This window comes from Sporomusa acidovorans, from assembly GCF_900101845.1.
Lineage (GTDB): Bacteria > Bacillota > Negativicutes > Sporomusales > Sporomusaceae > Sporomusa > Sporomusa acidovorans.
Genome location: NZ_FNAM01000014.1, coordinates 41357 through 65309 on the forward strand (window position 1 = coordinate 41357; position 23953 = coordinate 65309).

The following is a 23953-nucleotide window of genomic DNA, read 5'->3' on the forward strand; positions in this document are numbered from 1 at the left end:
GGGGCTATAAAAATGGCTAAAACAAAAATTACAATTCCTCAGATTCTGGAGACCAAGCAAAACGGGAAGAAGTTTAAAATGATTACCGTATATGATTACCCGATGGCCGGTATTGTTGACCGTTCCGCCGCCGAGCTTATCTTAGTGGGCGATTCCCTGGGAATGGTTATCCAGGGCCATGACAGCACTGTGCCGGTAAATTTTGAAGATATTCTGTATCATGTAAAACTTGTCCGTCGCGGCGCACCCAATACTTTTATTGTTGGTGATATGCCGTTCTTATCCTACCAGGTTAACCGTGACGAAGCCATTCGCCATGCCGGTATCCTGTTAAAAGCCGGTGCCGATTGTGTTAAAATGGAAGGCGGCATTAAAATCGCCGAAACAGTAAAGGCAGTTGCAGACGCCGGTATACCGGTTATGGGGCACATCGGCTTAACGCCGCAAACCGCTGCCATGATGGGTGGCTTTAAAGTTCAGGGTAAAAGCGCGGAGGCTGCTGAAAAGCTTATGCAGGACGCCCAGGCCATTGATAACGCCGGTGTATTTGCCATGGTGCTTGAATGCATGCCTTCCAGCCTGTGCAAATTAATTACGGAAAAAATTCATGCTGCGACCATCAGTGTTGGCGGCGGTCCTGACTGCAACGGACACAACCTCAACGCCTATGACCTTGTTGGCATCTTTGACAAATTTGTACCCAAATTCGTTAAACAGTATGCACAAATGGGACAGCAAATGGTCGACGTGTTTGACACCTGGTGCAAAGAAATTGACGATGGCACTTTCCCCGAGGAAAAACATTGCTTCACTATGAAGGATGAGGATTTGAAACGCCTTTACTAAGTTCTTAGCATATATGAGGAGATGGATGGATAATGGCCAAAAAAACAATTAATGATTTCAAACAAATGGTGGAAAAAGGCGAGAAAATTGTATGGTTAACTGCCTACGACTATCTCACTGCCAAAATGCAAGAAAAAGCCGGGGTGGATATGATCCTGGTTGGCGATTCTCTTGGCATGGTAAGCCTGGGCTATGATACTACTTTCCCGGTAACCATGGATGATATGGTCCGCCATTGCCAGGCTGTCCGCCGTGGCGCGCCTAATACCTTTATTGTCGGCGATATGCCGTATATGTCCTATCAGAAGTCTGATGAAGAAGCTATAGCCAATGCCGGCCGTTTGGTAAAAGAAGCCGGTGTTGACAGTATTAAACTTGAGGGCGGCGGTGAGCTGATCGCCCGCCGGGTTAAAGCCATTCAACAAGCCGGTATCTTAGTATTCGGTCATATCGGTTTAACGCCGCAGTTCATGGGCCAAATCGGCGGTTACCGGGCGCAGGGCCGCAGCGCTGCGGCAGCGATGAAGCTTGTTGAGGAGGCAAAAGCTATTGAAGAAGCCGGCGCTTTCGCTATCCTGGTAGAAGGCGTACCCGCTGCTGTCGGTAAGGCTATTACCGAAAAAGCAGGTATTCCCATTTTAGGTATCGGGGCCGGTTCTTATACGCACGGACAACTGCTGATTTATGCGGATATGGTTGGCATGTACGATAACTTTACGCCGAAATTCGTCAAGAAATATGCAAGTGTCGGCGAAGTCCTGACAAAGGCTTTTAAAGATTATACGGAAGAAGTCAGAAAGGGTCAATTCCCTGACGATAATGAGCATACCTACAAGATGAGCGAAGCAGAAGTAAAAGAGTTTCTTGCTTTGTTGGGTAAATGAGACTTGATTCAGATGGGGGGTTAACCCCATCTGAATCTTAGTCGAATTATCCAGGGACTTAGCCGTTCTTTACTCCCGTCTGCAGAGGACGGGAGTATTAGAACGGGTTAGTCATCGGATAAATAAGCAAGGGCTAAAAAAAGGCTGCGGGGAACTTCCTCCAGCCTTTTTTGCACATTGCATAGGAAATCCAATAAAGATTTCTTTCTGGCAGGGCGTTAGTAACGCTCCACCGCTGGCGCTTGACTTCCGCTTTTACTAACACCCTGCCTATAAATCTTTATTGGACATGATACAGTTAAAATTAATTACTATTTTCACGATACAGGTAAACCCTATATTCTGGAGGTTTTTGCGAGATGCAAAGAGAAGTACTCTTTTTTTGGGGAATTACTTTATACGAACAATGACCAAATAAAGGGGGAAAAAATTCTGAGCATAGCAGGTAAGTCAATAGTCGTGATTGCCGATGATTTGACTGGCGCGAACGATACCGGGTTACAGTTTGCGCGCAATGGATTATCAACAGAAGTTATTTTAGAGGGGAACTCCATAACAAGTTCTACCGGCAAAGTGGTTGTGGTTGCCGACACGAACAGCCGGGCGCTGCCTGCCGAAGAGGCTTACCGCAAGGTAAACCAAGTGGCAAAACAGGCCCAGGCTGCCGGTTTTTCTCACTTTTATAAAAAGATTGATTCTACTTTGCGCGGAAACATCGGTGTTGAATTAAACGCCATTCTCGACTTGGAAATTCATGACTTTGCTTTTGTAATGCCCGCATTTCCTAAGAATGGGCGCACAACAGTGGGAGGACATCATCTTCTGCAGGGAGTTCCGCTGGCAGCCACGGAGATTGCTTGCGACCCCAAGTGTCCTGTTCATGAAACTATACTGCCGGCGTTGCTGGCAGCACAGTCCGGTGGCAAGGTAGGGCATATTGGCATCAAGGAAATTTGTCAGGGGGAAGAGGCGATCATTGCGGCTATCCGGGGCTATTTGGCTGAAGGCTGCCGGATTGTGAGCTGCGATGCCTGGCAGGAAGACCATTTTCCCATAGCTATTCAGGCTGTGTCTAAAATATCGGAACGCGTTCTCTGGGTTGGATCGGCCGGGCTGGCTGAGTATATACCGCAACTGTTACTGGGCTTAAGTAAAAAAGCGGAGAAGAAAAAGCCGGTGCTGGTTATTGCCGGTAGTATCAGCTCAGTAACTAGAGAACAAGTCAAACGGCTTTTGGACAAAAATTATGTGTTGGTCGAAGTAATCGTTAGTAGTTTTCCCTGGCAGAAAGCTCATTTTGATTCCTGTTTACGGCATGCGCTTATTCATTTAGCCAACGGGAAAAATGTTGTGCTGGCTTCAGGCTACCAGGAAGATGCATTGGAGCAGGCTAAAAGTATTGGTGCAAAATATGGTATGCCACTGGCAAAGATCAGCGAAAGTGTTTCTGAAGTCCTTGGTTGGCTGGGTTCTGCCATATTGGCAAAGCAGGAAATATCCTGTATGGTTTTGACCGGCGGGGACACGGCTGCTGCCGTTTGTCAGGCACTTGGCGTGACAGGCATCCGTATTCTGGAGGAACTGGCGCCGGCCATGCCGCTTGGTGAAATGGAAACAGCAACAGGAAAAACAATACATGTTCTCACAAAAGCAGGTGCATTCGGTACTCCCGATGTTTTAGTCAAGGCACTTGAGCAAATGCAAAGGAGATAAACGCAATGGAACAACGACCAATTTTGGCTATTACGATGGGGGATGCCGCAGGCTGTGGCCCTGAAGTCATTGTGAAGGCTTTAAATGATGAAAAAGTGTATCAATTATGCTGTCCGCTGGTGTTTGGCGATGCGGCAAGAATCAAGCTGGCTGCCGGCATTGTTGGTAGCCAGCTGGTGATACAGCGGGTTGTCGGTGCCCGGGAAGGCGATTATCAATATGGAAAAATTGATGTTCTGGATTTTGCCAATATTCCGGCAGATCTTCCTTTTGGCCAGGTGGATGCCAGAGCCGGTCACGCCGCTTACGAATATTTAGCGGGTGCGATTGAACAGGCCATGCAAAAGACGGTAGCCGCCGTTGTTACGGCGCCGCTTAACAAAGAAGCTCTCCATAAAGGCGGGCATAATTTTCCGGGGCATACTGAGATTCTGGCCCAGCTCAGCCATACCGACGATTATGCCATGATGCTGGCCGGCGATGCCCTGCGGGTCATTCATGTAACAACGCATGTTTCGATGCGGGAAGCGGCCGACCTTATTACCCGGGAACGGGTGCTTAAAATTATTTCTTTGGCCGATCGTACGTTGCGTCTGCTGGGAATTGAAACCCCAAGAATCGCTGTTGCCGGCTTTAATGCGCATGCAGGCGAAAATGGCTTGTTTGGGCGGGAAGAAATTGAGGAAATTAACCCGGCAATAGCAGCGGCAAAGGCACAGGGGATACAGGTTACCGGCCCGGTTCCGCCTGATACCGTGTTTTTCCGGGCTGCACGCCGTAAGGAATTCGATATTGTCGTTGTTATGTATCACGACCAAGGGCATATTCCTATTAAACTTTTAGGTTTTGAGGATGGCATCAATGTTACGGTCGGTCTGCCGTTTCTCCGCACGTCGGTTGACCACGGAACAGCGTTTGATATTGCCGGCAAGGGATTAGCCGATAGCGGCAGCATGACTGCCGCCATTGAGTTTGCCGCGCATGTGGCCCGCGGTGCGCATCAGTAGATGATAGTTAAATAAATGTGATAGAGGTGTAGGAAGATGAGAAAATTTACGTTGAAGTATGGCAAGGAAGAGATGAGTTTTTCTATCCCCAGTGAACAGTTGCTCCACGAAATCGTTGGTAAAGAGTATCCGCCGATTAGCGATATTCCGGGGGCTGTGCGCCAGGCCTTGGCTAAGCCCATTGATGCACCGCCGCTTGCTGAACTGGTAAGGCCTGGTGAAACCGTGGCAATCGCCGTTAGCGATATTACCCGCGCCTGGCAGCAGATGCCGCTGGTATTGCCGGAAGTGATTGCCACTTTGAACAAAGCCGGTGTACCGGACAGCAATATTACCATTATCATCGCCGTAGGCGGACACCGTAAAAATACCGAAGAAGAGTTTGTTCAACTGTGCGGCAAAGAAATTTATGATCGAATTAAAATCGTAAATCATGATGCCTTTGATGCCGATAATATGGTGTATTTAGGGAAAACGAGTACAGGCACCGAAGTTTCCATTAATAAAATCGCGGCCGATGCCGATCGCCTAATTCTGACAGGCGGTATTATTTATCACTATATGGCTGGATTTGGCGGCGGCCGCAAGAGCATTATTCCCGGCATCAGTTCCATAAAAACCATTCGCCAGAACCATTTATGGGGACTTGGCCGTGAGGTAGGCGCCGGTTCTAATCCGAATGCTGCCTCCAGGAAAACACTGGGGAATGAATTGCATGAAGATATGATGGAAATTGCCGGTTTTGTTAAACCAGACTTTATTGTCAATATGGTGCCGACGCCTGAGGGAAAATTTGGCGGCGTATTCGCCGGCAACTGGGTTTCTGCCTGGAAGGAAGGCTGCAAATTAGTGGATCAGCTTTACGGTGTGGAAATTGACAGCCTTGCCGATATTGTCATTACCACAGCAGGCGGCTTCCCAAAGGATATTAATTTATATCAAACCGGCAAAACTATGGATAATGCCTATTATGCCGTAAAAAAAGGCGGTGTGGTCGTACTGTTAAGCGAGTGCGCCGATATTTATGAGCCGGAGGAATTCTCCCGCTGGTTTAAATATGACGATAAGGTGTCAATGGAAAAAGCATTGCGTGCAGACTTTGGGATTCCCGGTTGGGTAGCCCTAAAAGAAGTGGAATGCAGTAATCATGCCACCTATATCATGATAACCCGTGCCGAAAATGCCGAGTTTGTCCGCAAAACCGGCATGATTCCTACAACCAGCATTGAAGAAGCACTCAAAATCGCCAGAGAAAAATGCGGTGTGGCGAAACCCACCTATACCGTGATGCCGCAGGGGGCCAATACACTGCCTATTTTGCGGTAATCAAGTGATGTAAGAGTCCGCTAAGGCTTTTCTGTTTGCCGCATGCCGTTATAGAAACGGTGGTAAGCGGCAATCCGTTAAGTTTTTAGCGGATTTTTTTTACTGCTGTCGCTGCGCTGTGTACTGGGAGTCGGGGTTGGCGGATATAACCACCGTTATAGAACTGAGTGAGATAGAAAATGCCGAGGCTGTGCTCGCCAAGGCCGCGAAAAGAGATTTTTTTGGATATAAACGGGAAATATAAGGAGATATGGCTCGATTTTGCCGTAAATTTGCTGTAATGGGCAAAAATGGAATGCGGAGTGCAATATATTCATGATGCTCATCAATAAACTACAGAGGTAATTGAGCGACAATTGGCAAATATGTAAAGATAATAAATCTTTTGATTGAAGGTTTCCCTGGCCAGGGTCATCATAGTACCGTTGGAGGTGATAAAATCAGAATAATCAATAAGGTACTCAAAAATAAAAGGAGGACATTATGGCAAGTACAACAGTGAATGTGGAAAAAACAATCAGCAAGCTGCGCTGGCATTTATTGCCGTATTTGATGTTGCTGTATATCATGGCGATGATTGACAGAGTAAACATCGGTTTTGCTGCCTTGCAAATGAATCAGGAATTGGGTATAACCCCAAGTATGTTTGGCTTTATCGCTGGTATCTTCTTTATTGCTTATTTCTTTTTTGAAGTTCCTAGTAATGTTATTATGCACAGAGTCGGAGCCCGTAAATGGATTACCCGAATTCTTATCAGCTGGGGTTTGGTTACTGTATTTACAGGCTTTGTTCACACTTCAACTCAGTTCGCCATTCTTCGCGTTTTGCTTGGTGTTGCTGAAGCTGGCTTTTATCCCTGTATCATCTTGTATTTAACCTTCTGGTTCCCTGGCAAGTATTTTGCCAGCGCCGTTTCCATTTTTATGTGCGGTATGGCGTTGGCCAATATTATAACCGGCCCGATTTCGACCTGGATCATGGATAATGTTATGTGGTTGGACTTAGCCGGCTGGCGCTGGTTGTTCATCATTGAAGGAGCACCGGCGGTACTGCTTGGGTTTATAACCTATTTCACGATGATTGACCGTCCGGATCAGGCAAAATTCCTGGACAAAGATGAGAAAGAATGGCTGCTTGCCGAATTGCAAAAAGAGCATGAAGCAAAACTGGCGCAAGTGCCTGCCAACAAATGGGAAGTATTCAAAATGGGCAAAGTTTGGCACCTGTCCTTCTGCTACTTGTGCTATGTTATCGCCTTATACGGCTTGGGATTGTGGATGCCGCAGATTATTAAAGGCCTGTCAAAGGCGCTGAGTATCACTAACATTGGCCTTATTTCCACTATTCCTTATTTCTTTGCGGTAGTTGCGATGGTGCTTTGCGCCCGCCATTCGGACAATACCGGAGAACGCCGGTACCATGGGTCTCTGCCGATCGCGCTATCCTTTTTCGGCTTGATCGGTTTGACTATGACCAATGATTTGTATATATCTATGGCGCTTATTTGCTTAAGCCAGATGGGTATCTACTGCTTTGTCGGCACTTTCTGGGTTTTCCCGAATATGTATCTGACAGAGGCTACGGCAGCAGTTGGTATTGCTATCATTAACTCGACGGCTAACCTGGGAGGCTTTATTGGGCCTTATGTCGTAGGCTTCCTCAAAGATATGAGCGGCGGTTCCACGACCTTGAGCATGTACTTCCTGGCATCTTTTGCCATTATGGGAACGCTATCTGTACTTGCTCTTGGCAAAAAAAGCGAACCCGGAGTTACTGATGCATCAACCCCGGTAGCGAAGTAGTTCTGTGAAAAGTAAAAAGGGGTTGCGGAGGAGATATCCCCCGCAGCCCTTTTTTCCATTATCAGAAAGGTTAACCTTTCTGATAAAAAGTAAGAACGACTATACCCCCTAAAGGGGTACAGGTGGCTTCTGCCGGCGTCCTGAGGGACTTGGCACAAGCCCCAAGTCTTTTCGTATATTTAGCGCTTAGGCAGGAATTTTATTGTCAAATGGAGTAAATAATTAGCGATGACAGACATATTTAGAAAAGGTCACGAGGTAGTTTGTATGTCCAGTAATGTTACTAACAAAATAAAAGAAACTTTTCAGGTGGACATTGTTGGCGATCAGCAGTTCGATTGGGGCGAGCAGCACTGGCTGCAGTTGGATCCGGGCAATGCCGAGCTTCAGCCGACTGTATCCGTAGCAACGGTTTATCCCGGCGCGGAGCAACTGTCCCATATGCATTCCGGTTTTACGGAAATTATTATTGGCCTTGAGGGCGAAACAACTCATTGGTGCAATGAGCGGAAAATAAAGCTGGACAAAGGTAAAGTCGGCTATGTCCGTGAGGGCAGTCAGCATCGAATTGTGAATACCTCGCAGCAGCAGAGTTCTTTTTTGAGTGTTGTTTACTCAACAATTCCTAAGCCGTTAAAAGAGGTAATTAGTAGCTGGGATATTGAACTTAGTGAAGTGGCTAAACTAATTAACCTGGATGCTATTGTTGAAAAGTTTGCGCAATCTGTGCAAATGACCGTGACACTTATCGACACGGCTGGTAATTTTTTAACCGACAAAGAAAATTTACCGGAAATTTGTCAGTGCTGCATGCAGGGCAAATCAGGGGATTGTATTTTAAACACGGCAACTGTAGAGCGGCCGATGGAACAGAGGATTTTTCATTGCAAGTTTGGTGTGTCGGCAATCCAAAGCCCGTTTATCATTAATGGCCGGGTGCTTGGTTATTTAGGGTGCGGTTATGGCAGACTGTCGACAAACATAACCCAGGTTGAGCCTATTTCCGATAAGTTTGCCGCCGACAGTGCCCAGGAGGCTTATTTTAAACTGAACTTTATCCATCGCAATCACCTGAATTCCGTGGCTGAGACGCTGTCATTAGTGAGTGCTTCGCTTATTCAGCTAATGATCAACTCGTTGAAAGAAAAAGAATTAAGCGACTACCGAATCAATTTATCGCAGGAGAGAGAGAAGCAAGCGTTGCTGCATCACTCGCTCAGTCAGGCCCGGCTCAAATTTTTAGAGTCGCAAGTCAATCCCCATTTTCTTTTTAACACGTTAAATACTATTGCGCAGCAGGCTGAAATGGACGGCGCCAGCAAATTGGCTTCCTTAACCTACTCGCTTTCCAATCTGCTTCGCTTAAGCCTGGGAAAGGCCGATTCATTAGTGACAATTGAAGAAGAGTTAAGCTATATTAAAGATTATCTTTTTATTCAGCAGACACGGTTTCCTAAGAAATTTACGGTTACCATTAGCATTGAGCCTGAGATTCTAGAAATTAAAATCCCTTTTATGACCATCATGGTTCTTATAGAAAATTCAATATTGCACGGCTTTAAGGATGTCCGCCGGGAAGGAAAGCTGGTTATTCGCGGCTATAAAGAAGGACCCTGCGGGGTTATCGAAGTTCAGGACAATGGCTGCGGCATACCGGATAATATTGTGGCAGCAGTGCGGGAACTCCCTAATCACGAGTATGATCCGCCAAGTCTGAAAGGAATTGGCATTAAAAATATTTTCTTGCGCTTAAAGCATTATTACGGAGAACTTTTTGAGTTTACCATAAGCCGGTCTAAGACGGGCGGAACCTTGGCCAGGATTGTGTTGCCGTTATAACTTCAACGCGAGTGATTAGGAGGAGTACAAATGTACAAAATGGTTATTGCCGATGACGAGCCTGCGGTGCGACAATACCTGCGCTATATTGTCAAACAGTACAATTTGCCTTTTCAAATTTGCGGTGAGGCAGAAGATGGCGCACAGGCCGTACATTTGGTCGACATGCATCAACCGGAATTTGTTATCCTTGATATTAATATGCCGATTATGAATGGCCTTGAGGCGGCTAAAGCTATCAGGAAAAAGTATCGGGAAACCATGATTTATATCCTAACCGCCTATAGCCAGTTTGATTACGCCCACCAGGCAGTACAAACACACGTGGCCGATTATTTGCTTAAACCCATCAAGCCGGCTCAGTTGGTTGAGACTCTTCGCAAAGGCATTGCCGCCGCCTTGAGCCAGCGGATGTCGAAACAACGGCTGGAACGCCTGGAACAGCAAATCGCCAAGGACAGACCTGTGGTGGCGCAACAGCGATTGTTTGACTTATTAAAGAACGATAGTGTAAATCCTAATGCTTTGAAAATACTCAGAAGTATCTCGAAAAAGGATGATTTTACGCCACAGGCAGTTATTTCGGTTTCCTATTGGTTTAATGCGGAACACCTGCCTGTGGGAATTGAGGTGCATCTGCTGCAGGAAGCACAGGACTTTCTGGGGGAACAGGCAATTCTTGCTTCCTTTAGTGATGAAATCGTGATGCTTGTTGCCAATTGGGATCATGGGCTGCGCTGGGCCTTGCAAAATCGACTTGAAGACTGGGAAAGCAAGTATGCCATTACAATTTGCGCCGGAATCAGTTTGGTGACAGATCCTTCGCAAATTGGCAGGGATTATAAACATGCGAAAAAGAAACGGGAAGCGGGAATGTTTTGGCGTCAACAGGGCCTGTTAGTCATTGACGGCACTGTTGAAGGATCTAAAGAAATCGAATGCGAAGCTATCCAGAAACAGATTCGGCAGTATGTGCTGGAACGTAAACCCGAAAAGGCGAAAGTGGCGTTTCGTCAATTCTTGAGTGAGGCAAAACAAAGCTTTTGTCAGCCTGAATATATGTATGCCGCCATTATAAAAATTGCCAACAACCTTATCGAAAAATATGCGGAGTACATGATTTCGGCCGATGAGGCCGGGAAGCTCCGCAAGAACTTTCTTGCTGAAGTTAACCGGGCAGTTTCCGTAGATGATTTGGAACAATGTTTATGCGTCTTGATCGATAAGCTGGAGAGCAATAGCGGCTCTTTGGAACAAAATCAGGCTGAACAGGCTGTTAAATGGGCAATCGAGTATATTAATACCAATTATCATAAAGATCTTACGCTTGAGCAGTTTGCCGAGAAATTATTCATGAGCACAGGGTACTTCTGTCGCATATTCAAGAAATACGCCGGTGAAGGCTATGCAACCTACCTAACCAATATTCGTCTGGAAAAAGCCAAAGAGATCTTACTGACAGGCCGGTATACGGTAAATGAGGTTGCCCGGATGGTTGGGTTTCGTGACGCCAGTTATTTTAGCAGTGTTTTCAAAAAGCATTATCACCAGTCGCCAAGCGCATTTACTGCGTCTGCAGGCAAGGCGGGCTCCTGATCAACATTAGTTTACATTAAAAATATAAATCTGAGGTGATCACATGTTTAAAGGAATACTATCACCGATTATTACCGTTTTTGATGCCCAAGGCAAACTTGATTTTAAGGGAAATGAGCGGCATATTAACCGGCTGATCGACAATGGAATTAATGGAATTCTCTTTCTGGGCAGTATCGGTGAATTTTTTGCACTTTCGCTGGCAGAGAAAAAAGAGTTTATTACTTTTGCCGTAAAAACAGTCAATAAGCGGGTGCCTGTACTTATTGGCACCGGTGGCACAGTGCAGACAGAGGTTATTGAGTTGACCCGCTTTGCCGAGCAGGCGGGCGCTGATGCGGCGGTGATTATTTCACCTTACTATTTCAAACTTGAGGCGGACACCATCTTCCGTTATTATGCCGGCATCGCCAGAAGCACGTCTTTACCGATTATGCTCTACAATTTTCCTGACAGGACAGCCTATGACCTTGCTCCGGAGCTGGTTGTTCGTTTAGTTAAAGAATTTGATCATATTGTGGCAATTAAAGATACAGTGGATACAATCAGTCATACCAGAAAAATGATTCAGACGGTTAAAAGCGTACGGCCGGATTTCAGCGTTTTATCAGGCTATGACGAATATTTGATTCCCAATTTAACGGCAGGCGGGGATGGCGTTTTAAGCGGGTTGACCAATATTGTGCCGCAGGTCTTTGCCGCTTTGATGAAGGCTTACGCCGCCAAAGATTTGGATAAGGTTTGGGCAGCCCAGGCGCAAATTTCCTTACTTATGAATCTTTATGATGTAACCCAGCCTTTTATTGCCGGGATTAAGGCTGCTGTTGCCGTGATGGGGGAACCGATCGTCCCGACGGTAAAAGAACCGGCTGTGGAAGTGACACCTGCGCATCTACAGACAATCCAAAACTTACTGAAGAAGGCAGGTGTTCTGTAGGGCTATTGGCAGATAGTCTCTAAGCAGGAATATGGAATAGACTAACGAATAATTAAATAGTCAAACTATGAATGATAATGTCGAACTGCTGTAATCTGATTTTGCAATAAATAATGGCTGTGCAGCTTATTTACCTGTAGTATATTTATATTATTTTTTTACAGAACAATACGAACTATATTCGACTATATCGAAGCAATATATCGGGAGGAGGAACAGGAAGAATGGGAAATAGAAGCAATGATATTTTAAGCAAACCGGAGTGGTGTTTCAACCGCAGCGTATTTAAAGCAGTGGGGTTTTCTGATGATGATTTGAGCAGACCTGTTATTGGAATTGCTAATTCCTGGAATGAACTGGTGCCGGGGCACGCCAATCTGCGGCAAATTGCCGAACATGTGCGCAAGGGAATTTACCGGGCGGGCGGGGCTGTTGCCGAATTTGGCGTTATCGGCGCCTGCGACGGCACGGCGCAGGGACATGCCGGCATGCACTATATTCTGCCTTCCCGCGATCTTATCGCTAATGATATTGAAATCATGGTGGAAGCCCATCGGCTGGATGGAATTGTGCTGCTTGGATCTTGTGACAAAATTGTACCCGGCATGTTAATGGCGGCCGCCAGACTTAAAATTCCGGCTATTTTTCTGGCTGGCGGGCCGATGTTGGGCGGCGTAAAGTTTGATGGCCGCAAATCCGATTTGACGACTATGTCGGAAGCGCTGGGGATGCTAAAAAGTGATAAAATTGATGGACAAACTTATGAACAACTTGAGGAATTATGTGGCCCGACCTGCGGGTCCTGCGCTTTTTATGGAACCGCCAATACGATGTGCTGTATGGCCGAGGCACTAGGCATGTCCCTGCCGGGAGCGGCGCTTGTGCCTGCCGTTTATGCCGATCGCTTACGGTTGGCGGAAAATACGGGCAAAGCCATAGTAGCTTTGGTTACTAAAGAGATTACGGCCGACAAAGTTATTTCCTATCAGTCGCTGGAGAATGCTATCCGGGTCTTGATGGCTACCGGCGGCTCGACCAATGCTGTTTTACACCTGTCGGCGATTGCGGCAGAATTAGGAATTGAGGCTGAGACAATGATGGAGGCTTATGACAGGCTCAGTCAGTCGACCCCGCAGATCGCCAAAGTTAATCCGGCGTCGCAATATGATATGGAAGATTTCCATCAGGCGGGCGGCATCCCGAAAGTTATGCAGGAGATAAAGCATCTCTTGCATGAGGAGTGCATTACCGTAACCGGCAATACCGTAAAACAAAATCTTGCCGACTATAAATTTAAATATCCCTGTAACCATAACGTAATCAGTACGCTGGATAAACCGTTCAGCATACAAAAAGGACTGGCTATTTTGCGGGGAAATCTGGCGCCGGCTACCGCCGTGACAAAACCGGCCGCCATTGATCCGGCTATGCATGTGTTTACAGGCAGTGCCAAGGTTTTTGATTGTGAAGAGGCGGCGGAAGAGGCGATATTAAGCGGTAAAATTGCCACCGGTGATGTTGTGGTTATCCGTTATGAAGGACCGAAAGGCGGCCCGGGCATGCGGGAAATGTACAAGGCGATGAAATATATTTACGGCATGGGATTAGCCAAGAAGACAGCATTGATTACCGATGGGCGTTTTTCCGGTACGAATAACGGCTGTTTTGTAGGGCATATCTCACCGGAAGCGGCTGAAGGCGGGCCGTTAGCCGCTGTAGAAAATGGTGATAAGATTACCATTGATATTACTAAGGGATTATTGCATTTACACCTTGCCGACGAGGAAATCAAGGCGAGACTGGAAAAATGGCAAAGGCCGCAGCCTAAATTTACCCACGGTTATTTAGGCATCTATTCCAAGCTGGCAAGCTCGGCCGCTAAGGGTGCGGTGATGAAACTTTAGTAAAAAATACTTGTTGGCAAGCTTCTTTTCAGGTACGATGTTGGTGGGAGGGGATTAACCATTGCTGACAAATAAAATCGCATTGATTGCTCCCAACAAGAATTTTACTTTGCGAGCTTTGGACTTATTCGGCGAATGGGGAGAAAAAATCCACGTGGCAGTGGCCACCAAGGAAGACGTCGTTACCATCGGGCAGCAGCTCAGCGAAAGAGGGGCGGATGCGCTCATCTGTTATGCGACTTTTAACGAGACAATCAAAACAACGGTCAATATTCCGACGGTATCGCTCCGCCCCAGTTTGCTTGATTTGTTGCAGTGCCTGCAAGCAGTTAAAAATTGGCTAATAAACAACGGGAAAACCGTGAGTTCCCAGCCGGTGGTTGGGTTAATTGGCGACGCGATTGGGACTGACGCTGCCGCGGTTGCCGCTATTTTGGGTATAGAGACGAAAAATCTGTCCGGTGAGCAGAGGGAAGACCTGTCGGAAATTGCAGCTGTTGTCAAGGAAGTTACTATTATTGATGATAATCAACCATGTGAACCGGTCTCTACTTTTCATACTGTTCCTTGTTTCCAGGTAACCGTAGGACGGGAAACCGTTTTTAAAGCGCTGCAGCAGGCACGCGAGCTGGTGATGGCCGGGAGGGTAGAGCGAGTTAAGCTGGAACAGTTTAAAGCGATCATGGAATTTACCGGTGAAGGGATTATTGCTGTTGACAGCAGGCGGCGGATTTCCTATATCAATCATACCGCGGAGCGGCTATTAAATAAGAGCAGGGAGCAGATTGTCGGCAAGCTTGCTGCCGCTGTTCTGCCTGATATCAATCTTGACGATACTTTGCGGTATGGGCAGACAAGAGTTGCACCTTTGACAAGCGGCGACCAAAGCTTTACCTGCAGGATCGTACCGATGCTTATTGGCGGTCAAACCGTGGGGGCTGTATTAGCCATTAACGAAGTACCATTTTCCGTCAGAGATAAGGATAAAGCAAACAAGGCTCTGGATGAAAGCGGCTATAAGGCGGTTTATCATTTTGAGGACTTTATTACTGCCAATCCCTTTATGCAGGAAACTTTAGAAGCTGCTAAAAGTTATGCGTGTGTGGATTCGACAATTTTGATTCATGGCGACACAGGTACCGGCAAAGAAATTATTGCCCAAAGCATCCACAACTATAGTCCGCGCTGCCAGGGACCGTTTGTTGCCGTGAACTGTGCCGCGTTGCCGGAAAGTTTACTGGAAAGCGAGCTTTTTGGCTATGAGTCCGGGGCGTTTACCGGTGCCCGCAAAAATGGCAAGAAAGGCCTGTTTGAACAAGCGGATAAGGGGACAATTTTTCTTGATGAAATTGGCGAAATATCGTTAAGTATGCAGGCCAGATTGCTGCGGGTGCTGCAACAGCGGGAAATTATGCGAATTGGCGGGGATAAAGTTATCCCTGTGGACGTAGGCATTATCGCGGCGACTCACAGAAATCTGCCGGAGTTGATCGAAAAGGGCGCATTTCGCCGCGACCTTTATCATCGTCTGAGTATCCTGCAATTGCGATTATTGCCGCTTTCTGCCAGAACGGAGGATATACCCCCGCTTGTTGAAACTATTGGCAGAAAATATGCGGCTAAGTTGTTAAAAAAAACGTTGCAATTTAGTGCCGGGGCGATGAACATTCTCACGCGCTACCGGTGGCCGGGGAATGTAAGGGAACTGGAAGGTGTTGTTGAACGGCTAATGATTCTAAAAAAAGATACCCTTGTGACTGCCGAAGATGTAAACAAGGTTTTGGATATAAGCAGGCAATGTTTGAATGATGACGTTAGAACGGTACCGAAAGGGACTATGGAAGAAATAGAGTATGCCATCATTATGCAAGTTTTGAAAGAAACGGGCAGTCATGAACTGACAGCAAAAACTTTGGGTATTAGTACGACAACAATCTGGCGAAAAATAAAATCATTTCAAAATGAAAGACAACATTTCAATTTGCAATAGATGGATAACCCTCTGTAATATATAGCTGTTTTGCCAGGTAATATAGTATAACTATATACCTGGCTTTCATTTTGAAATCAAGACAAAATCGGTGCAACGTTTTCAATAGTATAGATAGTGCCATAATTGCAGATAAATACTGCACTTTTCCCCTGCCCAATTATAATTGGTAAGTTGGCATGAAAAATGCATTAGGTAGCTACTAGAAATGAGGATGGATAGAAGATGGAGCAGTTGGCAATCATTGCAGATAACCTTACGGGTGCGAGTGACGCGGGAGTTCAGTTTCGAAAGTTTGGTTATAGTACGCAAGTAATGCTTGATTATGAGTTAGTAAGTCCTTGTACCGGAATTGACGTGTTATCGGTTAATACCGATTCGCGTAAGGTGCCGCCTGATGTTGCTTATGAGCGCGTATACCGGGTTGCGGAAGAATTAACCGAGTTGGGTTTTAAACGCTTCTACAAAAAAATTGACTCCACGTTGCGTGGTAATATTGCCGAAGAGGTAAAAGCGATGATGCAGTCCCTGGCGTTGCCGTTTGCCATTGTCGTCCCTTCCTATCCAGCACATGGCAGAATTGTAGAAAATGGCTATTTGCAGATTGTCCAGGCTTGGGGTGACAGCAGTAGCCCGTTGCCTGTCTGCTATGTTCCCTCGATTATAAAAACCGCTCCGGAAATTCCGGTTGCGGTTTTAACACTGGCCGATGTACGGCAGGGTGAAAAAGAACTCACGCAAAAGTTTACCGAATTGTATGAAGCAGGGATTAGTTTAATTGCTGTTGACGCGATAGCGGATGAAGATTTGCGGATGATTGCCATTGCCATGGAGAGGCTTACCGTTCCCTGCCTTGCTGTTGGCTCTGCCGGTTTAGCAGGCAATTTACCGATTGCCTGGAAGGTGGTAGCCCAAGAACATTTGAATTTGCGGCAAGGAACGATGGTAGTAGCGGGAACCCTTATTCACGTTACGGCCGAGCAAATTATCAGTACCTTAGATTATCCCAATACCGAATTAATTGAAATTCAGACCGAAGACATTTATGATGGCAGAGACAATGAAGAATTTCAACGAGTAAAAAGCAAAATTGAAACAGCGTTATCAGCAGGCAGAATTCCGGTTGTAGTTACCGATACATTGTTAAAAAATCGCAATGAAGCCGGTGCGCTAAGTTTATCTGTGCAAGTACAAAAATACGGACAACTGGTAACTAATTTTTTGGGGAAAATTACAAAAGATATCATCGAGAAGCAGGGGCTGCGTAATCTTGTGATTTCCGGAGGGAGTACAACAACAAGCATTTGTCATACCTTGGGAATAACCGCCATCGACCTTGAGCGGGAATTGCTTCCCGGTATACCGGTAGGCAAGATGATTGGCAGCAATTGTGACGGTGTGCATCTGGTTACTAAAGCTGGCGGGTTTGGTAAGCGAAACTCACTCCGCAAGGTGTTGGAGTTGTTATAATAAGGAGGTTTGATGTATATGAGTTGTGGTTGCAGTCGCAGTCAAAGCTTACGAAAAGTAAATTATCAGGGAGACGGCCTGCGGGTCGGAACGCAGTGGGATGAACCGGATCTGGATAAACTTCAGATCTTGATTGATACCGTACACGGAGACAGCCATCCTGGCAGCAGCCATTTAGGCACTCTGGCTGACGAAGCAAAAATTGGCGTTTATGAATCACAGGGAAAACCTGCTAGTTATACAGTTACCGATATTTGTGACGGTATTGCCATGGCCCATGATGGGATGAATTACTCTTTGGCCAGCCGGGAAATTATGTCCTTTATGTTTGAAATCCACGCAATGGCGTCACCTTATGATGGCAGCATTTTTATGGCTTCTTGTGATAAATCGGTGCCGGCGCAGTTAATGGCTATGATGCGGCTGGATATGGCTACCATCCATGTTCCCGGCGGCTCAATGCTCAGCGGTCCGAACTATATGTCCTCCGAAATTCTTTACGGAGCAGGCGACAAATACATTAAGGGTGAGCTGACGGAAAAGGAACTGATGTACTATTCCCGTAACTGCTGCCCCAGTGCAGGTGCCTGTCAGTTTATCGGTACGGCAAGCACCATGCAGTGCATGTCAGAAGCGCTGGGCATGGCATTGCCAGGTAATGCGCTGGCACCGGCATACACCAGCTTTTTGACCCGCTATGCCCGCAGAGCCGGCCGGCAAGTTATGCAAAACGTCAAAAATTCCGTAATTCCCCGCAAATTTATCAGCAAAAAGAACTTTAGGAATGCCTTAATTATTCACGCTGCACTTGGCGGTTCCACCAATGCCCTTTTACATTTGCCGGCTATTGCCCGTGAAGTGGGGATCACGATTGAACAGCAGGAATTTGATGCGATTAACCGTGAGGTTCCGGTTCTTGTCAGCCTAAAAACCGGCGGACAATGGCCAACAGACCTGTTCTGGTATGCAGGCGGAGTACCGGCATTAATGCGCGAACTCAAAGACATACTCTGTCTTGACGCCATAACCGTTACCGGCAAGACAGTTGGCGAGAACCTGGACGACCTGGAAGCAGCCGGTTGGTTTGATGAAGTCAACAGTTATTTAACCAACTATAAAGTTCAGGCCGCCGATATTGTAAAAACCCGTAAAAATCCTGTAAAACCCCAGGGAAATATTAAAATCCTGAAAGGCAATCTTGCACCGGAAGGCGCTGTCATCAAGTTATCCGGTGTCGATGAAGCTATTCACAATTTCACCGGTACAGCCCGGGTATTTGATTCTGAGGAAGCAGCCGTAGCTGAATTGCTTGCCGGTAAGATCGGTCCGAAAACTGCTGTCTTTATCCGCTTTGAAGGCCCTAAGGGTTCCGGCATGCCGGAAATGCTGCGGACAACAGAAGCCCTGTGGAATATGCCGGAGTTATCCAGTAGTGTCGCATTATTTACTGACGGTCGTTTTTCCGGTGCTACCCGCGGCCCGGCTGTAGGCCATATTGCACCGGAAGCCGTAGAAGGCGGTCCGATTGCCTATTTGGAAGACGGCGACATCATCAAGATGGATGTTGCTGCCCGCAAGCTGGATATAGTCGGCATTAACGGTAAACAGGCTACGCCGGAAGAAGTGGCCGCCGTGCTGGCAGAACGCAAAAAGACTAAAGTATTCCCAGTGAAAGAAGCGACACCGTTACTGAGAATGTATAAGAAACTGGCACGTACCTGCACACAAGGCGCCGGCTTGGATATTTAGGCTGATAATACTATATAGTATAAAATTATAAAAAAGGTGGTACTATTATGGCTAAGAAGACAATTAATGATTTTAGACAAATGGTCGAAAAAGGGGAAAAAATCGTCTATTTGACAGCATACGACTATCTGACTGCCAAGATGCAGGAAAAAGCCGGCGTGGATATGATTTTGGTCGGCGATTCTCTTGGCATGGTAAGCTTAGGGTACGATACTACCTTCCCGGTAACTATGGATGACATGGTCCGCCATTGTCAGGCCGTACGCCGCGGCGCACCGAATACTTTCATTGTTGGTGATATGCCTTATCTTTCTTATCAGACTTCGAACGAACAGGCTATCGCCAATGCCGGCCGTATGGTAAAAGAAGCCGGCGTTGACTGCATTAAACTGGAAGGCGGCGGCCCGATGATTGCCGAACGCATTACCGCTATCCAACAGTCCGGTATCCTGGTTATGGGTCATATCGGCTTAACACCGCAGTTTATGGGCCAAATCGGTGGTTACCGGGCTCAAGGACGCAGTGCCAATGCCGCCATGAAGCTGGTAAGAGAAGCTAAAGCTGTCGAAGCAGCAGGCGCATTCAGCATTCTGGTCGAAGGCGTACCGGCTGCCGTCGGTAAAGCCATCACCGAGAGAGCGGGGATTCCGATTCTGGGTATTGGCGCCGGTTCTTATACTCATGGACAACTGCTTATCTATGCGGATATGGTTGGCATGTATGACAATTTTACACCGAAATTCGTTAAGAAATATGCGAATGTCGGCGAAGTCCTGACAAATGCCTTTAAAGAATATACGGAAGAAGTCAGAAAGGGTCAATTCCCTAACGATGATGAACATACCTACAAAATGAGCGAAGCAGAGGTAAAAGAATTTTTAGCTGAACTGGATAGATAGAATTGTTTTGCGAGCTGGACCATACTGCTTGGCGGTATGGTCTGCTTTTAATGAAAAAAGCAGTTGGATCAGATAACAGCAAAAGGGCTGCGAGGGAAACCTCTCAGCTTTTTTGCTATATGATATCCAATTTGGTAAATGGCATCCATACATGGGATATCATTATATTGGAAACTATTATAGTATTGGTATGATCCTTTCGTTTATGGCGCTGATGTTTCTCAAGAACAGGAAGTTAAAGAATTTGCGCAACAGGTGCATAATAAATATGGTACAATTAATATTTAGAGGTGGTAGGACATCAAAAAAGTTCTTATAAAAGTCAAAAAATTCCGAAGGACTATCTGGTTATATGTATAAATAATCAGAACATACTGGGTATTGGGTATACTTTCAAAATTTTCTCCGGAAGGGTATAGATTTAGCGAGGTGACTAATATTTTGAATATCATTGTTTGTATTAAGCAAGTTCCGGGAACATCCGAAGTAGAAGTAGATCAGGAGACAGGGGTTTTAAAAAGAGAAGGCATTGATTCGAAAATGAACCCTTATGATCTGTTTGCTATCGAAACGGCGGTAAAGATAAAAGAGGAAAACGGGGCTAAAGTCAGCGTTGTCAGCATGGGACCGCCTCAGGCCGCCGAGATTATTCGGGAAGCTTATATGATGGGAGTAGATGAAGGGGCGCTTATTTCCGACAGAGTGTTTGCCGGCGCTGATGTACTGGCAACATCCTACACCATTTCCCAGGGAATAAAAAAACTTGGCGATTATGACCTTTTGATTTGCGGCAAACAAACCACAGACGGCGATACGGCCCAGGTAGGTCCCGAATTGGCGGAATTCCTCGGCATACCCCATATTGCCAATGTTAAACAGATTGTGGAAGTGAAAGAACATTCCATTATCGTGGACATGGATATGCCGCATGCCGTGCAAACGGTAGAGGTCAGCTATCCTTGTCTTATTACGGTCGAAAAAGATATCAATCAGCCCAGGCTGCCTTCGTTTAAACGGAAACTATCGACTAAGGACAAACAAATACCCATGTACGGGTTAAAAGACTTTGCGGACCAGGATGAAAAGAATTATGGGATTAACGGTTCACCGACCCGTGTACTTCGAATATTCTCCCCCGAAGCCAACCATGACCGCGAAATGTGGAAAGATAAACCGGGTGTGTTGGTTGACCGGTTGGCTGGTAAGTTAAAAGAATTAAAGTATGTGTAAAGGGGGAAACGACATTGGCGAAGATAGTTATTGATCAAGAAAAAGTAACAGAGCCTGAAGAACTGATTAAACTTTGTCCTTTTGGGGCAATTGAATGGGATAATCATTATTTGAGCATTAATGCTGCCTGCAAGATGTGCAAGCTGTGTGTAAAAAAGGGACCGGCAGGGGTATTTTCCTTAATTGAGGACGAAGTCGTTGCTGTCGATAAGAGTGAATGGCAAGGCATTGTAGTGTATGTAGACCATCTGGACGGCGATATTCATCCGGTAACTTTGGAGCTTGTCGGTAAAGCAAAAGAACTGGCCGGAAAAATCGGTCATCCGGTGTATTGCCTGTTTATGGGGCATAACATAACAGGCAAAGCCGAGGCTTTGCTGCACTATGGCGTTGATGAAGTGTTTGTCTACGATGATGAAGAACTGAAATATTTCCGTATCGAGCCCTATACGGCAGTTTTCGAAGACTTTATTCATCAGGTTAAGCCATCCATCGTATTAGTGGGCGGAACGACAGTCGGCAGATCCTTGGCGCCGAGAACGGCAGCCAGATTCCATACCGGTTTGACGGCGGACTGCACTGTGCTGGATGTAGAGGAAAATACGGATTTGGCACAAATCAGACCGGCTTTCGGCGGTAACATTATGGCGCATATCTTTACGCCCAATACCCGCCCCCAGTTTGCAACCGTCCGCTATAAAGTGTTCTCGCAAGCTCAAAAAACGAACAACCCGACCGGGAAAGTCACCCACTGTGCAATCGCCAAGGACAAGTTGGCATCTAAGATTAAGGTACTGCAGGTTAAAGCCAAAGAAAAAGTTAAAAGTATAGAAGACGCCGAGGTACTCGTGGTTGCCGGCGGCGGTATTAAAAGCGCCAAAGATATGGAGATGCTGCAAGTGCTGGCAGACAAGCTTGGCGGCATGGTTGCTGCCACCAGACCGCTGATTGAAGCAGGCTTTGCTGATCCCAGACAGCAAATCGGTCTAAGCGGCAGAACCGTAAAACCCAATTTGATTATTACCTGCGGTGTCTCCGGATCGGTCCAGTTTGTGGCCGGCATGGATAAGTCCGACAACATTATTGCCATTAATACCGATGAGAATGCGGCCATCTTTAATGTAGCTCATTATGGGATAGTTGGCGATCTATACGAGATTGTACCAGACTTAATTGAGCGCTTAAACCAGGGCTAGAATCCAAGTAAGAGAGCTTCATTATCCAAATTAGTTGCGTTAGAGGTGATGAATATGAATTATAAAAAAGTTGATGACAAGGATATAGCTTTTCTTGTATCTGTTTGCGGCAAGGATCGCATTTTCGCCGGCCAAGAAATTCATGAAAGTTATGGTCGTGATGAGTTAGTCAATAAGCATTTGTTTCCCGAGGTAGTTGCAGAAGTTGACCGTACGGAAGAAGTCTCCCAGATTATGAAATATGCCTATGAGCACAATATACCGGTAATTCCCCGCGGCCAGGGAACAGGTCTGGCGGGTGGTTCGGTAGCTCTTGACGGCGGAATTATGGTCAGTACTGTCCGCATGAATAAAATATTGGAGCTTGATGAAGAAAACCTGACCCTTACAGTGGAACCCGGCGTACTGCTTTTGGATATTGTAAAATTCGTTCAAAAGAACGACTTGTTTTATCCGCCCGATCCCGGTGAAAAGAGTGCTACCATCGGTGGCAATATCAGCACCAATGCCGGTGGCATGAGGGCCGTAAAATATGGCGTTACCCGGGACTATATCCGCGGCTTGGAAGTCGTATTGGCTGATGGCCAAATTATGACAATGGGTGGCAAAACGGTGAAAAACAGTTCAGGCTATTGTCTTAAGGATATGATTGTCGGTTCGGAGGGAACGCTTGGGATTGTAACGAAAGCAATTTTAAAATTGTTACCGTTACCGAAAAAAAACTTAAGTCTGCTGGTTCCTTTCCCGAATCTGGCGCAAGCCATCGAAACTGTACCGAAGATTATTAAGTCCAAATCCATTCCGACCGCCATTGAGTTTATGGAAAAAGAAATTATCCTGCAATCGGAAGAGTTTTTAGGCAAGCAGTTTCCCGACAGTTCGGCGAATGCTTATTTACTGCTTACTTTTGACGGCAACACGAAGGAAGAGTTGGAAGAAGCCTACGAGAAAGTTGCCCATATTTGTCTGGACGCGGGTGCAATTGACGCGCTGATTTCCAATACGCAGGAACGCCAGGAAGCAATCTGGTCGGCACGCGGCGCATTCTTGGAGGCAATAAAGGCATCTACCACAGAACTTGATGAATGTGATGTGGTTGTACCTAGAAATAAAGTTGCCGATTTTGTTAAATATACCGATGAGCTTCAGTCAAAATTCGATATTAAGATTAAAGGGTTTGGCCACGCCGGCGACGGCAATTTGCACGTTTACGTGTTGCGGGATCAGCTTGGCGAAAAAGAATGGCAGGAGAAATTAGCCCGCGCTATGGATGCCATGTATGCCAAAGCCAAAGAATTTGGCGGCGAAGTTTCCGGTGAACATGGAATTGGTATTGCCAAGAAACCATATTTGGAGGCAACCAAAGGCAGTGAATATATGGCGTTGCTTAAACGGGTGAAATTAGCGTTTGATCCGAAAAATATATTGAATCCCGGCAAAGTCTGCTAATTATCTCATTATATAAAGTACAGGCCTTAGGTATATAGTATAAGGAGCGGTCTCAAACAGGTATTTACCTGAAGAGGCAGCTCCTTAGTTTTATCTTACAGTCAAGTCACTTAAA

At 46.2% G+C, this 23953-nt stretch carries 18 protein-coding genes; all 18 read left to right on the plus strand.

Features of this window, described 5'->3' with window-relative positions; genetic code table 11:
* Positions 1-12 precede the first annotated feature (12 nt).
* The 18 genes from panB (BLR65_RS11445) (at position 13) to BLR65_RS11530 (ending at position 23838) form a co-directional block, all read left to right on the plus strand.
* A complete protein-coding gene (gene panB / locus BLR65_RS11445) occupies positions 13-846 on the plus strand; it encodes a 3-methyl-2-oxobutanoate hydroxymethyltransferase (RefSeq protein ID WP_093794321.1) in 834 nt (277 codons plus the stop codon).
* 32 nt (positions 847-878) lie between these two features.
* Positions 879-1730 (plus strand): 3-methyl-2-oxobutanoate hydroxymethyltransferase, encoded by an 852-nt coding sequence (gene panB, locus BLR65_RS11450; protein WP_093794322.1) that lies wholly within the window; start codon positions 879-881, stop codon positions 1728-1730.
* A gap of 459 nt (positions 1731-2189) precedes the next feature.
* Complete coding sequence (locus BLR65_RS11455; RefSeq protein ID WP_245692709.1) at positions 2190-3443, plus strand: four-carbon acid sugar kinase family protein; 1254 nt, start codon at positions 2190-2192, stop codon at positions 3441-3443.
* A 5-nt stretch (positions 3444-3448) separates the two neighbouring features.
* The gene (gene pdxA, locus BLR65_RS11460; protein WP_093794324.1) at positions 3449-4450 is read left to right on the plus strand and encodes a 4-hydroxythreonine-4-phosphate dehydrogenase PdxA; all 1002 of its coding nucleotides are present in this window, start codon (positions 3449-3451) and stop codon (positions 4448-4450) included.
* Between the two features lie 36 nt (positions 4451-4486).
* The gene (gene larAH10, locus BLR65_RS11465) at positions 4487-5776 is read left to right on the plus strand and encodes an NPN-dependent 2-hydroxyacid racemase, LarAH10 family (protein WP_093794325.1); all 1290 of its coding nucleotides are present in this window, start codon (positions 4487-4489) and stop codon (positions 5774-5776) included.
* Between the two features lie 118 nt (positions 5777-5894).
* The gene (locus BLR65_RS31400; RefSeq protein WP_281241529.1) at positions 5895-6020 is read left to right on the plus strand and encodes a hypothetical protein; all 126 of its coding nucleotides are present in this window, start codon (positions 5895-5897) and stop codon (positions 6018-6020) included.
* A 239-nt stretch (positions 6021-6259) separates the two neighbouring features.
* Positions 6260-7579 carry an MFS transporter gene (locus tag BLR65_RS11470; protein WP_093794326.1) on the plus strand — a complete coding sequence of 440 codons (1320 nt, stop codon included), beginning with the start codon at positions 6260-6262 and terminating at the stop codon, positions 7577-7579.
* Positions 7580-7846: 267 nt separating this feature from the next.
* Complete coding sequence (locus tag BLR65_RS11475) at positions 7847-9418, plus strand: histidine kinase (protein WP_169716771.1); 1572 nt, start codon at positions 7847-7849, stop codon at positions 9416-9418.
* Between the two features lie 30 nt (positions 9419-9448).
* Positions 9449-11014 carry a response regulator transcription factor gene (locus BLR65_RS11480; RefSeq protein ID WP_093794328.1) on the plus strand — a complete coding sequence of 522 codons (1566 nt, stop codon included), beginning with the start codon at positions 9449-9451 and terminating at the stop codon, positions 11012-11014.
* A gap of 43 nt (positions 11015-11057) precedes the next feature.
* The gene (gene dapA / locus BLR65_RS11485) at positions 11058-11951 is read left to right on the plus strand and encodes a 4-hydroxy-tetrahydrodipicolinate synthase (protein WP_093794329.1); all 894 of its coding nucleotides are present in this window, start codon (positions 11058-11060) and stop codon (positions 11949-11951) included.
* A gap of 224 nt (positions 11952-12175) precedes the next feature.
* Positions 12176-13855 carry a dihydroxy-acid dehydratase gene (gene ilvD / locus BLR65_RS11490; protein ID WP_093794330.1) on the plus strand — a complete coding sequence of 560 codons (1680 nt, stop codon included), beginning with the start codon at positions 12176-12178 and terminating at the stop codon, positions 13853-13855.
* A gap of 61 nt (positions 13856-13916) precedes the next feature.
* The gene (locus tag BLR65_RS11495; protein WP_093794331.1) at positions 13917-15845 is read left to right on the plus strand and encodes a sigma 54-interacting transcriptional regulator; all 1929 of its coding nucleotides are present in this window, start codon (positions 13917-13919) and stop codon (positions 15843-15845) included.
* 225 nt (positions 15846-16070) lie between these two features.
* Positions 16071-17315 carry a four-carbon acid sugar kinase family protein gene (locus BLR65_RS11500; RefSeq protein ID WP_093794332.1) on the plus strand — a complete coding sequence of 415 codons (1245 nt, stop codon included), beginning with the start codon at positions 16071-16073 and terminating at the stop codon, positions 17313-17315.
* Between the two features lie 18 nt (positions 17316-17333).
* On the plus strand, positions 17334-19064 hold the full coding sequence (ilvD, locus tag BLR65_RS11505) for a dihydroxy-acid dehydratase (RefSeq protein ID WP_093794333.1): 1731 nt from the start codon (positions 17334-17336) through the stop codon (positions 19062-19064).
* Between the two features lie 47 nt (positions 19065-19111).
* Positions 19112-19963, plus strand: a complete 852-nt coding sequence (gene panB / locus BLR65_RS11510) for a 3-methyl-2-oxobutanoate hydroxymethyltransferase (RefSeq protein ID WP_093794334.1) — start codon at positions 19112-19114, stop codon at positions 19961-19963.
* A gap of 441 nt (positions 19964-20404) precedes the next feature.
* Positions 20405-21193, plus strand: a complete 789-nt coding sequence (locus BLR65_RS11520) for an electron transfer flavoprotein subunit beta/FixA family protein (RefSeq protein WP_093794336.1) — start codon at positions 20405-20407, stop codon at positions 21191-21193.
* A 14-nt stretch (positions 21194-21207) separates the two neighbouring features.
* Positions 21208-22389 carry an FAD-binding protein gene (locus tag BLR65_RS11525; protein ID WP_093794337.1) on the plus strand — a complete coding sequence of 394 codons (1182 nt, stop codon included), beginning with the start codon at positions 21208-21210 and terminating at the stop codon, positions 22387-22389.
* Between the two features lie 54 nt (positions 22390-22443).
* Complete coding sequence (locus BLR65_RS11530) at positions 22444-23838, plus strand: FAD-binding oxidoreductase (protein WP_093794338.1); 1395 nt, start codon at positions 22444-22446, stop codon at positions 23836-23838.
* The last annotated feature ends 115 nt before the right edge of the window (positions 23839-23953 follow it).

Bases quoted from the DNA above. Each gene is read 5' to 3' on its own strand.
- panB (WP_093794321.1), top strand. From the start codon at position 13: ATGGCTAAAACAAAAATTACAATTCCTCAGATTCTGGAGACCAAGCAA.
- panB (WP_093794322.1), top strand. From the start codon at position 879: ATGGCCAAAAAAACAATTAATGATTTCAAACAAATGGTGGAAAAAGGC.
- pdxA (WP_093794324.1), top strand. From the start codon at position 3,449: ATGGAACAACGACCAATTTTGGCTATTACGATGGGGGATGCCGCAGGC.
- larAH10 (WP_093794325.1), top strand. From the start codon at position 4,487: ATGAGAAAATTTACGTTGAAGTATGGCAAGGAAGAGATGAGTTTTTCT.
- BLR65_RS11470 (WP_093794326.1), top strand. From the start codon at position 6,260: ATGGCAAGTACAACAGTGAATGTGGAAAAAACAATCAGCAAGCTGCGC.
- BLR65_RS11475 (WP_169716771.1), top strand. From the start codon at position 7,847: ATGTCCAGTAATGTTACTAACAAAATAAAAGAAACTTTTCAGGTGGAC.
- BLR65_RS11480 (WP_093794328.1), top strand. From the start codon at position 9,449: ATGTACAAAATGGTTATTGCCGATGACGAGCCTGCGGTGCGACAATAC.
- dapA (WP_093794329.1), top strand. From the start codon at position 11,058: ATGTTTAAAGGAATACTATCACCGATTATTACCGTTTTTGATGCCCAA.
- ilvD (WP_093794330.1), top strand. From the start codon at position 12,176: ATGGGAAATAGAAGCAATGATATTTTAAGCAAACCGGAGTGGTGTTTC.
- BLR65_RS11500 (WP_093794332.1), top strand. From the start codon at position 16,071: ATGGAGCAGTTGGCAATCATTGCAGATAACCTTACGGGTGCGAGTGAC.
- ilvD (WP_093794333.1), top strand. From the start codon at position 17,334: ATGAGTTGTGGTTGCAGTCGCAGTCAAAGCTTACGAAAAGTAAATTAT.
- panB (WP_093794334.1), top strand. From the start codon at position 19,112: ATGGCTAAGAAGACAATTAATGATTTTAGACAAATGGTCGAAAAAGGG.
- BLR65_RS11530 (WP_093794338.1), top strand. From the start codon at position 22,444: ATGAATTATAAAAAAGTTGATGACAAGGATATAGCTTTTCTTGTATCT.